This is a genomic window from Winogradskyella maritima (genome assembly GCF_042650215.1).
GTDB classification, from domain to species: Bacteria; Bacteroidota; Bacteroidia; order Flavobacteriales; family Flavobacteriaceae; genus Winogradskyella; species Winogradskyella maritima.
Genome location: NZ_JBHSAT010000004.1, coordinates 149,552 through 162,655 on the forward strand (window position 1 = coordinate 149,552; position 13,104 = coordinate 162,655).

7 protein-coding genes are annotated in these 13,104 nt (G+C 39.6%); 1 reads left to right on the forward strand and 6 read right to left on the reverse strand.

Going from position 1 to position 13,104, the window contains the following annotated elements; translation table 11 throughout:
- Positions 1–115: 115 nt before the first annotated feature.
- The gene (locus ACFOSX_RS01740; protein WP_386096399.1) at positions 116–991 is read left to right on the forward strand and encodes an MBL fold metallo-hydrolase; all 876 of its coding nucleotides are present in this window, start codon (positions 116–118) and stop codon (positions 989–991) included.
- Between the two features lie 47 nt (positions 992–1,038).
- Here the strand turns inward: ACFOSX_RS01740 and ACFOSX_RS01745 are convergent, their stop codons facing one another.
- The 6 genes from ACFOSX_RS01745 to sov form a co-directional block, all read right to left on the reverse strand.
- Positions 1,039–3,186, reverse strand: a complete 2,148-nt coding sequence (locus ACFOSX_RS01745; RefSeq protein WP_386096401.1) for a gliding motility protein RemB — start codon at positions 3,184–3,186, stop codon at positions 1,039–1,041.
- Between the two features lie 125 nt (positions 3,187–3,311).
- Positions 3,312–4,091 carry an energy transducer TonB gene (locus ACFOSX_RS01750; RefSeq protein ID WP_386096403.1) on the reverse strand — a complete coding sequence of 260 codons (780 nt, stop codon included), beginning with the start codon at positions 4,089–4,091 and terminating at the stop codon, positions 3,312–3,314.
- Between the two features lie 129 nt (positions 4,092–4,220).
- Entirely contained in the window at positions 4,221–4,946 is a 726-nt protein-coding gene (locus tag ACFOSX_RS01755) for an energy transducer TonB (RefSeq protein WP_386096405.1), read from the reverse strand.
- A gap of 67 nt (positions 4,947–5,013) precedes the next feature.
- Positions 5,014–5,382, reverse strand: a complete 369-nt coding sequence (locus ACFOSX_RS01760; RefSeq protein WP_386096407.1) for a VanZ family protein — start codon at positions 5,380–5,382, stop codon at positions 5,014–5,016.
- Positions 5,375–5,755 carry a glycine cleavage system protein GcvH gene (gcvH, locus tag ACFOSX_RS01765; protein WP_386096409.1) on the reverse strand — a complete coding sequence of 127 codons (381 nt, stop codon included), beginning with the start codon at positions 5,753–5,755 and terminating at the stop codon, positions 5,375–5,377. The genes ACFOSX_RS01760 and gcvH overlap by 8 nt, the downstream gene beginning before the upstream one ends.
- A 62-nt stretch (positions 5,756–5,817) precedes the next feature.
- Positions 5,818–13,101: a T9SS outer membrane translocon Sov/SprA gene (gene sov, locus ACFOSX_RS01770; protein WP_386096411.1), complete on the reverse strand. Its 7,284-nt coding sequence runs from the start codon at positions 13,099–13,101 to the stop codon at positions 5,818–5,820.
- Positions 13,102–13,104 lie beyond the last annotated feature (3 nt).

Sequence of the window (13,104 nt, forward strand, 5' to 3'; positions counted from 1 at the left end):
AAGATAGTTTGAAATTTGATTATGAGCAATGTAAAAGCACAGTTTTGAAAAAGAAAAGCCATCCACGTTAGTTTCCCTATTTTTATACGACGATTAGACCTTAAAACCTCTGAAAATGAAATTACTCGCCATTAGCTTCAGCCTCCTCTTTACCACACTCTCTTCTGCCCAACGCTTTGATGATGTCGAAATTAAAACCGAACAGTTGTCAGACCATACCTATGTACTCTTCGGCGCTGGAGGTAATATCGGCGTTTCCGTTGGCGATGACGGTGTTTTTATCATCGACGACCAATTTGCACCGCTCTCAGAAAAAATTCTTACTGCTATAAAAGCGCTTAGCGACAAACCCTTAAGGTATGTTGTTAATACCCATTACCATGGCGACCATACAGGTGGCAACGAAAACATGGCCAATGCTGGAGCAACTATTGTAGCGCATGATAACGTGAAGGTACGTTTAAAGCAACCACGCCGAGACGGTAGTGAAAATCCTATTGAGGCATTTCCTGTAATCACCTTCAATGATAAATTGAATATGACTATCAATGGCGAAGATGTCGCTATATTTCATGTCGACAATGCCCATACCGACGGTGATGCCCTACTATACTTTACCCAAAGCAACGTATTGCATACTGGCGACACCTATTTTAACGGGCGCTATCCTTATATCGACTTAAATTCTGGTGGAAGTGTTGAGGGTTATATTGAAGCGGTAAAAAGAGGTCTGATGGTGATTGATGACTCTACCAAAATCATTCCTGGTCATGGAACTGTGTCCAATAAAGCTGAATATGAAAGGTTTCTGAAACTATTAGAAACGCTTAGAAACCGAGTCAACAAAGCCATAGCAGAAGGAAAGTCTGAAGGTGAAATAAAAGCCGACACTAGTATTACCAAAGAATGGGACGCTTTGGATTATGGCTCAGGGTTTATCAATAGTGAACGTATCCGCTTGACGTTTTATAAGAGCTTGATGGGGAAGTAGGTTTTAGTATCTAAAGTTGTTCAGTCACGTTGGAACAGAAAAAACCATCAAAAATCATTATACCAATTAAACAAGTCCGTTCGTAGTCCTATGGTAAACCAAACCGTATTGCTTTGTTGCGTAGAAGTGGTTTCAACAGTTGGGTCAAAATTTCTCAAAGTAAGATTGGAAAACAGTCTTAAATTAGTTGCTGGATTCACAATATATCCCGCTTGCAAATCCGCTTGAAACTGAGACACCTTATTCCCTTGACCAATTGCAATACCCGTGTCAGATGGTCTGTTGTTCTCATTGCCATAAATAGAACCCCCGTAGTAAAAATCATCTTCGGGTGTATTAAAGCTAACACCACGCGTCCCCATAATAAACTTGGCATCACCAAACCAACGCTTATAATTGTAACGCCCAATCAACACCAACTCCCGAAAATTAGCGCCCCATAAATGTGCCATAGACTGATTATTATGCCCGTAATTAAGCACAACAGTATTATGAGAAAAGGTATACGGACGCACTTGATTATATTCCGCTTGAAGGAGTAATCCATCCACATTAAAAGCATCAAAGTATTTCATGCCCAACTGATAACCAAACTTGTTTTTCCAGCTCTTTTCGCCGGCACGGATATCCGAAAGCGAGAATTCATCCAGAATAAACTGACCATACAGATTCACTTTATTGTTGTACTTGTATTTTGCTGAAAGCCCAATTAATGCATTCCCGGCATCTTGCCCTGTTTCAAACTCAACAGCTCTTAAGAAAATCAATGGATTCAAGTAGTTGACATCAAAGCCTCGGTCGTTGGCATTGTTCCAAATAACAGATTCAAAAAAACCAAGGTTGAGGCGTTTGGAGACATTCCAACTTAAGTAATGATTCGCCATGTATTTGGTGAGAAACGCACCATCTTGCACCACCTCATCGCGAACATCCTTTAACCACATCCAAGAGCTGGTGTATTTAATCTTCCAAAACTTAAGGTTTGTTTTTAAGAATGGTGATGGACTTGCTACATCCGACTGAAATAAGGAACGATAACCATCTCCAATAAAATTCCGTCCGTGACCAAATTGAACATTTAAAAATTTCGCAGGAGTGTAGGATAGGTAGGCTTCCGCTACTGGATAATCGTAGGAGTCTTCCTTAAAGCGTTTGGCAATACCTCGCCCGGGAATAATCGCCGGGTCGGGGCCAAAGGCTTTTAAACTTTCGGCGTAATCATTGAAGTATTTAGCAAAGCGTCCTTGACTTTCATAAAATGAGGTCATAAAATTAAACCGTTTTCCAATGCCTGCTTGTATAAAAACACCTCTCGTGTTATTGTAGGTTGAACCGCTTTCAGATTCTGAATCAGCACCAACTTGCAAATCTAAAATCGGGTCGATAGTAAACCAATAGTCTTTCCCCTCAACGCGCACCATACGCTCGTTCCAGAGTTTTCGTTCTATAAGACCATTTATATCTTTGCTGAGGGATTCTTTTTCGGATTTAAAATCGTAATACGGTGCTACATCGTCATACAAAAAGGGTTTGGACGCTGTATGGCTGTTCGTGCCGATGGCGTTCATATTTTTATCGAACTTAGCGTAATAATTATGTGTAAACGGAATATTTAATTGACTGGAATATTCACGATGCGAAAAAGGCTTCAGGGATTTGTTGATGCTATCGATTTCATTGGAAAGTACTGCATTGAGATTGGGGTCTTTTTCTCGTTTCTTCTTTGGTTTTGATGTTGTATTCTCTTCAGCGACTTGTATATCAGTTTCAGAAGGCACATCTAATTTTACAGGTGCGTCCATAGGGACTGTAATTTCCGTAGTGTATTGTGAAAAGGTTGGTCTACCATCATAAGTAGCAGGCTCCACTCTTGGCAATTGTTCAAAAACGCGCTGGGTTTCTGTCTTTAATTCGTCATACTCAGCATCGATGTAAATGAGTTGGAAAAATCCTTCTTTATCGACTTCAAACAATAATTTTAAAACGCCTGAGTAATTTTCCGAATTTAAATTTTCGGGCATTTTAAAGGTCTTAAAAAAGCGAGTGTTGAAATTAAACCTAAAACATTCCTTTTGCTGGTCAATGATTTGGTCTTTACATTCTTCAAAAACTGGGGGCTTTTCGTAGGTAACTTGTGTTTGAGCCACTACCGTTAATTGGACCAAAACCAATAGTGCGAAAAAAAGATGCTTCATAGCAAAAACTGCATTTAAGGTTGAAAGATACTATTTTTTGTGTGGGAATGAAATAGCACAACAAAGCCGTTACTCCATAAAGAATAACGGCCAACTGCTCGTTTTATGATGATGATTGATTAGTCCTAATTCTGAACCTTGAAGGTGATTGGCAATGAATAGATAACGTTCACTTCCTTGCCTTGTTGCTTCCCTGGTTCCATTTGAGGTATTTTGTTAATGACACGTTGCGCTTCTGCTTCTAATCTTGGATGTGGCGCTCTAATTTTAATGCCTGTTACTAATCCCGATTTATCAACTACAAATTGTGTTTGAATTCTTTGAATACCAGATAAGCCATATTCACTAGCTAGCTCTGTATCAAATTTACGTTGGACAAGTTTTGAAATCTTTTCTGACATACATTTTTTACGATCTTCGTTGTTAGAATACTTTTCGCATCCAGGATAAATCGGTGCTATTTCTACAGCCCCAATCCAAAAGTCTTCCTCTGGTTCGGTTGGTAGATTGTCCAATTCTCCCCGATCCATTGGCTGACTGGTTGGCTGAGGTACTTCTGGAGTAATGATGGTCTCAACAAAATCGTCAGAGTGATCTGGAAGTGGCTTATAAACATCAATCAGCTTCGTTACCTTAGGTTCTTGTTTCTGAACTTCCGCTTTCGGTTTGTAGATCTTAAACTTGTCGAACGGAATGGTGATAGGCTCATCAATGATTATTTCATTAGCCGCAATTTCCAAATTCGTGGTTTTGAACTGCATCTCAAACAAGGCGAAGGTGGCCAGCAAGCATAGAATTAGTCCTACTTGAAAGTACAATGACGAGTTTTTTCGTAAATTGACTTCGTGCTTTTGCGATTTTTTAACTTCAGGAGCGCTCTGACCAGCACTTCTGTCGCTTTTCATTAAGTTTTTCATAATACGTTAAATTAAAATGTTAATATTTTGAAAAAATCACAATAAGCATACCAAAACGAAAATCCCGTCCAATTAATTTTGAACGGGATTTTTATTTAGTCGAAAAAGAATGGTGTCCTAGTCTTGTACCTGGAATAAAATTGGTAACGAATACGGCACTGTTACGGCCTTACCTCGTTGTTTACCTGGTTGCATTTTTGGCAATAAGCTAATCACTCGTTTTGCCTCTTTTTCTAGACCTGGGTGCGGTGCTCTAGCACCTACATTTACAATGTTTCCGGATTTGTCAATCTTAAAGAATACCGAAATACGCTGTCTACCAGATAATCCTAAATCACCTGCAAGGTCAGTATTAAATTTCTTGTTGACGAATTTTGCAATCTTTTCAGACATACAATCACGTCTAGCTGTATTATTCTTTTCTTTTTCACAGCCTGGAAAAACTGGTACGTTTTCAATAACCGAAAACGGTACCTCAATATCTTCTTCTACTTCTTCTACCTCAACTTCTTCTACTTCGATAATCTCAGTATCTTGTTCGGTTTCCGTAGATTCTATAATAGTTTCTTCCACCTCTTCTTCATCTTCAACAACCTCGATAACTTCAGGTGCTGGTGGCGGTGGCGGTGGCGGTGGTGGTGGTTGCACCAACTGCTCCGTGATTGGAATTTCTTCTTCTAGCTCGTCATCCAAATTTAACATACCAATATCAATCGCCGACTTATCATAGGTCTTGTAATTGATGGTTAAATTGGTGACAATCAGCATCAAGGCCAAACCAACAGCAAAATAAATTGCGCTATTACGGCTGACGTCTGATTTAGGATTCTTCTTCGGTTCCATAAGATTTCATTGTTAAGAACGCTAATTTAATCAAATAATCGATAAAAAAGCAAGGGATTAGAGTAATTTAACGTTCGATTTTCATATAGTATTTTGCAACAATTATACCAAGAATAACGCCGATGATATTAGCTATGATGTCATAAACATCAAAATGACGATTGGGATTTAGTTGTTCTTGAAATATTTCTAGAATGGTGGAAAAGGCAACTGCCCAAACCAAAGCAATCACAAAAAATGCATTGAGTTTAAGTTTTGCCAGCGCCATGGACCAAGTAAATGTAAAACCTAGGTACATGATGACATGTGCAAACTTATCAAAATGTGGAATATTGATGTCCTCCTCAGAAACTGGAGGGTCATTAAGACTGAGATATAAAACCAAACCCGTACAGATGATTGCTAAAATCAGCCATAGGTTTTGATTCTTAGCCATTCACCAAAGCCTTGTAGTCGTCAGCGGACAATAATCCGTCGAGCTCAGAAGCGTCAGAGAATTTTATTTTAATCATCCAGCCATCGCCGTAAGGGTCGGAGTTAACCACTTCTGGCTCGTCCTCTAAGGCTTCATTAAATTCTATGATTTCACCAGATAATGGTAAGAACAAATCTGATACTGTTTTTACAGCTTCAACCGTACCGAAAACCTCTTCAATATCTAAAGTTTCGTCGACGGTTTCAACCTCTACATAAACGATATCGCCCAATTCGCCTTGTGCAAAATCCGTGATTCCAACAGTTGCGGTATCACCTTCAATCTTCACCCACTCGTGGTCTTTTGTGTATTTTAATTCTGATGGAATATTCATTTTAAAAAGCAATAAAGGATTAAAGAAACAAATGTAATTTTTTAATCAGATGTTATCAAACATTAATTACCAAAATTATACCTCAAGGTCACCCCAGACCTGATAGAGGTTTGCGGGAATGATGTTGATATGGCAAAGTCTGAAAAAGCATAATCGAAATAGAAAATCCCTGTTAAGTTTTTACTGAAGGTGTATTCAGCATTGTACTTTAAGTTCCAAATGGTCTGCCCCGCCGTGATTTGATTGTTCTCCAAATCCAGGTAACGAATAATGGTTTTATTATCACGTACCGAGGCATCTAAACGCATATCCAAATCACTTTTAATAATTTGTTTCGCGCCTGCCAGTTTGGACCTGATTTTTACATCTTTCAAACGGTATCCTAAGCCCAAAGTGTATTCCTGACCTTGAATTTCAGTCATTAAATTATTGTCGAAACTTAAAGACAATAAACGGTCTCGCTTCACTTCCATCTTAACCTGAAGCGAATTTTTCATAGTAAATTCTAAATTAATCAGTGGAGAGAATAATTCTTCAAGATTAATATTACTATATAAAGTTTCACTTTTGAAATCCCCCGACTGGTTAATTACATCTGGCGATTGGTCTGCATAAGCACTACCTTCGACAAATAAGTTCGGGTCTAAATCCAAATTGGTTCTAAACTGATTGATAGTATAATTAGAACGGTACCCATGTTGAACAGAGAATCGTTGGAAGTTTTCTCTAAACCATGGAATTTTCATAAGTCCCGTGTACTTAATCGTCCAGTTAGGAATTGGAATATCCCTAAACGCACCCAACCGTACTGACTCTGCATCTACACCTTGATAGGCTGATAAAAAGGCCGGAAGCAATACGCGTTGACTGTTTTTACCAAAACCTAATGGAAAGCCTTCTGCATCTCTAGTAAATGTGTCGCCACCGTAGAATTCACGTGCTAAACGATCTGCGACTATCAATCTATTGGCTCTAAAATCATCAAAGGTGACTGACTCATTCTCGTTACTTGGATTGAAGGCTGTTTTAATCAATGCCGTGGAAATGTTATAATTTCCAAAGCTATTACTGATTAAGGCATTGTAAAAACGTTGACCGTCTGGGTCTTGATCAACTCTAAAGTTTTCTGTGAGGTTTTCAGCATAAACCCTGTTTCCTACAATATCAATCTTTAAGTCTCTCGTCGGCTCTAAGGTCGCCGAATAATCCATGTTTCTTGTGGTATTCTGTGTATACTGCTGGTTGAAATCTTGGTATTGAGTCAACCAACCGTTACGTGCCGCCAATTGAGTGATATCACTTTGCAATCCAAACGTATAACCCACTGTTGGCTTTAAGGTACCGATAAATCCTGGACGTCTTAAATACCCTGGTAAATACGTACCATTGGTTTCAGAATAGTTGAATTGTACTCGCTTAATCATTGTAGCGAAATCCACTAGGAAATTACCGCCGTTACGCGATGGTGCTTGGCGATTATTTGCATTGTTGTTAGTTGCGTTTCTGTTTTGCGCCGGGTTTCTATTTCTAGCGGTTCTCCCTCTATTCTGTTTTATCCCCAACGTACGGTAAAGGGTATTCATATCTAACGTGGTATTCAAGGTATGCACGTTTGAATTCTGAATGGCATTCCCCAAATCTACTGTTCCACCGACTGCATTTCCGTTCTCATCCGTAGGTTGAAAATTCTGAAATAAATCCGATCCTTTTTGCCACTGGAATGTACCTGTATAAGCATAGGTTGACTTTAAGAAACTTAAAATCGGAATTTTGTATAAAGGCAATTCATAGTTAACCTGTAACTGTTGCGTCTGTATATTAGGGTCACCTACATTGAAGAAATCATCCCAAACACCAAGCTCAGGATCTTGACGCCCATTTAAGCGATCATCTATAAAATAGTTACGGACAATGTTACTATTGGCTGCGTTGAAATTCAGGGTTAGCGCATCAGTTAGATTGAAGTTCAGGGCATACTGAAAATCGAAGGTATAGTTTCTTCTAAATAATTCCTCAATGCCAATATTGTCTCCCGTAAGGTCAACCTCTCTAAACTTCTGCTTGTTGAACTGACGGACAAACTCTGTATTTACCGTGAAATTGGTCGGCAACGGATTAAAGTTGAAATCCTTTAAAATTTTCCAATAATCTCCTGTAAACAATGAATCATTCTTTTTGAAAGGCTCAATGCGCAACGGCTGAAAGGCGTGGACATAGTTAACCCCTGTTCTAATATTTTGTGTCAATGCATTTTCAATTTCAAAATCACGATGCTCTTCCTTGTTATAAGAATAATTGAAGGTAAGGTTTTCAACATCATAGAATTTTGCGGGTTCATCGTCTGTTCTGTTCTTTTTAACCCCGATAAAACTGATGCTTTTTCGTTTGGTGTAATTTTCAGATTGCTGACGGATTTCTTCGCGTTCATCTTCAGAATTGGCGGCATCTAATCTAGAGTCTAAAGACAAATCGTTGTAAAAGGCATCAAACTGCGGCGTTATCAATTCTTCGCTCTGTGCATAATTCATCGGTAATTGAATTCCCCATGTCTTTGGAAGAAGTTGTCCCAGTTGCACATTGGTAACTACATCATAACCCTGAACATCTTCTCGGCTTCTTTCGTTTGGCGACTGCTCAATGCCTCCGAAACCTGCGGTACTCATTCTACCATTGGCGCTTACCGTTGCAAAATCTGCAAAGTTGGTGTCCATACTTGCTACAGCCGCCCAACCGCCTTCGTTATCCAAATCGGACATACGGAGTTCGTTAAACCACACCTCACCACAAGCAGGCGTTCTATTAATTCCTGAATTCTTAACACCAACCATCAACACCCTAATGTTTCCGAAGTTAGGATTTCCCTTTATCGCCACACGCTGATTGACGACACCTCCGACAGGAAACTCTGGTACGGCATCTGGACTTAATTGACCATTAATATAATCGTAAAATACTGGATCTAGATTCCCTAACGTCTGATCCGAAATACCTCTAGATTTAATTTCCTGTAGGATTTCTAGAGGTATATTAATTTCGTTTTCCTCTGGCCAAATGCGTTCATCTAACGGGCGATCTGTACCAATTAATTCTGTCGGAGTTAAAGGCACTTCGATATGATAGAAATTCTCAGTAAAATCATTACCCATTCTAATAAAGGCGACTAATTCACCATCATCCAATGGCTCTGTTTCTTGGGCTTCTGCATGGACAAACATGCGCAACTTCTTGTACTGTCGCATGTCCACACTTACATTTTTGAAGACCCCTTTAGAATCTGTTGGATTAATGTTACAAGCTTCCACAACCAAAGACTGCTCGTTTTGGCGAATCACATTGTTGTTATTGTTTAATTGCTCACGTTGCACGCCTGGTGGAATCACGTAGTTACCATCATTCTCTTGCACACCAATAACACCTACGGCGACTTCTGCATTAGGACTATCATTGTTTGGATTGTTATCCAACTCTTGTGTAAAACGTCGCCAATCACTTCGCACCAAATCCAAGGTTGCAAAACGCAAGACCGTATTTTGAACGAACTCTGTGAGGTACATTCTAGCAAAACGCACCGATCTTATATCTTGAATACCTCCCACAGCAGCAGTCGGTTCAGAAATTGGCAATCTAAATTGATACCAACGTACTTCGCGCGTATCACCGTTTGGTAGGGTGACGCTTCTAGTTTTGGTATCGTTAATTAACGGGTTATTTTCATTTAATGTATTTGGACGGATATCTACTTCATACTCAAAATAGCTATCAATGGTATTCATGGTATTATCCCTGTTGATATCCTCCACATCTGGCTGAACATTTCTTCCTCTGTTGTCGTCTGTAAATTCGTCTGGCGTGTTTCCTTCTTGACCGTTATAGCGACGATAGCGCTCAAATATATTTCCATCAGCTTGAAGAAAATACAGATAGTTGTCATTGGAAGGATCAGGGCCATAATCTAACGACTGAGCAGTTTGCTGTTGCATGAGGTCAACAATATCTTGCTCCTCTGCATCATCGTAACCATCATACCCTACATCTTGATTGTCTCGTTCCGCACCAGTTGTTCCGAAGGTATAGACCAGCGACTGACTCTGTGGTACAACGTAAGGCGTTTGTGGTGTTACATTCTGAAGGAATTCTATATTCCCATCTTCTGGCAATCCATTTTCAAATTGTTTTTTACCATCCTTTAAAACATCCTCGGAAATATTCCCTAAGTTGATAGTCAACTTCCCTCCAGGGTTGGTTGGGTTATCCAAAAACGGATCTTGAACCCAAAAATCGATATACTCTACGTTGGCTTGTTCAAAATCAGTAGTTGTAATCTGTCTGGTAATTCCAGCCCAAGATTCCAACGGATTCAAAACAGCACCGTTAGCCGCATCTGGATCAAAGTTATAAGGCCCTCGTTCAGTTGGATAATAGGCTAAATCTAACGTATTGATTACGGCATTTTGCCCTTGTACCAAATCAACCTGTGGAAATATTTCGTTGATGAATACCCGTCTTGTATATAAATCTGAAATATCATTATCTGAAATGCCATCTGGACGTTGCGCTCCACTGTAGAAAATAGGATCAATAGTATACCAGTTCATTAAGGCTCTATCGAATCCATTTTGAATCCCGTTGTCATCCTCATTGCCAAATTGTCCATACATTCGTCCAAGCCCTCTTGGTCTACTCGACAGGTTCCATGCAAATGGCGATAGTAAATTGATCGCACCTTGCGTTCCTTCAAAATCATCAATATAGGCTGTGGCCTCGCCATTAAAATTGGTGCCTTTTGGCGCACCTGGTGCTAAATAGGCAAATTCACCACGAACCGAAAGATTAGAAGGTACATCGGTGTCTATATTTGGGAGTTTATTTACCAATCGCGTAAAAAACGGAACTTCCGTTGAGAAGTTAGCATTGGCTCCGAATATAGTATTGTTGATAGGCTCCGAGTCGAAATTAGCCTTTTGGGTAATTGGACGTTCGTTTAAGTTTAAAAGTGTCGCTCCAACTAAAAAGTTCTCATTGAACTGGTGCTCTACGTTAACCCCTGTAAAACGGCGTGTCTGCTGTCCAAACAGTGTATTGTTTTCTACATCAACATTTATCGGTGTGTTAGATGCGCGCAAAGCAGGGTCTAATATTTCAACACGACCAGCAGCATAGTTCACCGTGTAGTCAACGCCTTCAATTAACTGACGTCCTCCAGCCGTAACGCGTACCGAACCTTGTGCCGCACCAAACGGAATTGGAATACCACCACCGCCACTGCTCTTGTAACGTCCTTTAATCTGAAACTTGTTCTTTTCAGCATCGTCTAAAGCTTGCGTTTTCGTAGACTTATACAACAAGTCATAGACATACTTTTCTTGATTCTCATTGAAGGTTTCAGAGTCGTAATCGCCTTCGTTATCTAAGTTGTTGCCGTCATCATCCAAGACATCAAAAAGGTAACGTCCAAAAGGTTCAACTTTGGTGAAAATGATTTTTCCGTTTTGGGTAATCACCGTCTGATTAGGTACAAAATCAAAAAAACCATCACCACCTTCTTGTGGATCGTTATTGAAATTCAATCGGTCTAGATGGAATAAACGAATTAACGGTGTTTCTTGTATTGGCGTATCGTCAGCCGTATTTGGCGTATTATTATCGTAAGGCGGAAAGGTGGTGCCTTCAACCGGTGTGATGTAGTTTAATGGTGACGCCTCCGTATAGAAAATATTTAATCTGAAATCTTCTCTATCTAATTGAAAAGCACCTGTATCGTAGATGTTTTTCATCATTAAATCCCAAATAGGTTGGTCTACCGCAGTCACGGCACTTTTCAGCATCTTCGTTACCAAACTCTGGTTATTAACCAACTGATTACCATTAGCAACATCTTGTACGTCTGTAGCATTTACACCATCGTTCGCAAATTCACCAACCTGAAAAATTTCGCCCCCAACCGTGTACTGAAACGCCACACCAAGAACTTCATCATTCAATAAACGTGAGTTTAAAGAGATATATCCTAATTGTGAATTAAGAATAAAATCTTGTCCTTGTACAAGTTGTCTCGCTGTTTCAAGCTTGCCGTAATCAAAGCCTTCATTCACTTGTGTGTTTATCCCCTGCTCAACTGTTGTAATATCTCTTACAGCATCGGTCAACAGTGAACCTGGACCTCCAATATTAAAGGGGTTAAAATCATTATTTGGGTTATCTGGTAAAGCCCCTGGATTATTTACAAACCCTGCTGGAGGCGTACCGCCACCGAGTCCTATGTTTTCTGCTTCAGACTCTCCCAAGTCCTGAAATGCTACAATGTTTCTAACATTTTGGGTATTGTTATTTCTGTTGGTTACCCAAACTTCAATACGGGTAATCTGTACATTATTGTTGATGTACGGATAGGTCAACATGGAGTTGTTATAGGTATCCCTGAAATAGTGCGCTAAGAAAAAGTGTCTATTCTCATCGTAATCACGGGCAAAGAATTCAAAATCTTCGACCGTACCACCGCCTTGAGCTTGCACTGAGCGCGATTGTGATTGTTGTTCAGAAAATACAGCCGTTACCCGGGTTTTTCCGAATTGTAATTCGGTTTTAACACCAAACAAACTCTGTGCTCCAGTAATCAAAGTGCTATTGAGTGGCATACTGACGTTACCCACTTCGATTTTTTGAATGATATCGTCTTCCGTTGGCGTGTATTCTAACTTTACTAAATTCTGAAAATCGAAATTCGCCTGAGTGTCATAGTTAGCGGTCACCTGAAGGCGCTCCCCTACTTTTCCCAATAAGCTTAAACTGATACGCTGGTCAAAATCAAATGTAAAATTACTTCGGTTTCTGGGTGTAAAAGCTGGATTGTCTTGTCTTGTGTAAAGAATTCCTAAGTCTACATCAACAGTACCTTGTGGCACCACCTCAATGGTATTACCACCAAAAATGCTTTCAAATAATCCTGAATTGACATAAAATTCCGGCAATAAATTCTTTTGGGCATCTTCGCTACCTTCTTTTAATCCATCTGCGGCATCAATTTTGGTTTTATAGTATTCTTTTAATCGTTCTTGTAGTACCAACTTCTGAAACTCAGCCGGCGTTAATATTAACGGGTAGTTGATATTGAATGAACCTATTTTTTCCGTGTAGATATATCGGTCTAAAATAGGGTCGTAAGTGTATTTAGATTCTATACTGCCAGGTTTTGGTGGCTTAATCTTCCCTAAGGCAAAAGTGGTTTTGGTAGAATCTGCTTCGGTTGTTGGATCTTGCGCAAATGATACGTTTACAACCAACAGTAGCAGTAAGGTCAGCTTCCAAATTTTAGTCAACGAGAATTTATTATAGTTGGTTGTGCTCAATAC

Excerpts from the sequence above, each read along its gene's own strand:
- gcvH (WP_386096409.1), bottom strand. The coding sequence starts at position 5,755 with ATGAATATTCCATCAGAATTAAAATACACAAAAGACCACGAGTGGGTG.
- ACFOSX_RS01760 (WP_386096407.1), bottom strand. The coding sequence starts at position 5,382 with ATGGCTAAGAATCAAAACCTATGGCTGATTTTAGCAATCATCTGTACG.
- ACFOSX_RS01755 (WP_386096405.1), bottom strand. The coding sequence starts at position 4,946 with ATGGAACCGAAGAAGAATCCTAAATCAGACGTCAGCCGTAATAGCGCA.
- ACFOSX_RS01745 (WP_386096401.1), bottom strand. The coding sequence starts at position 3,186 with ATGAAGCATCTTTTTTTCGCACTATTGGTTTTGGTCCAATTAACGGTA.
- ACFOSX_RS01750 (WP_386096403.1), bottom strand. The coding sequence starts at position 4,091 with ATGAAAAGCGACAGAAGTGCTGGTCAGAGCGCTCCTGAAGTTAAAAAA.
- ACFOSX_RS01740 (WP_386096399.1), top strand. The coding sequence starts at position 116 with ATGAAATTACTCGCCATTAGCTTCAGCCTCCTCTTTACCACACTCTCT.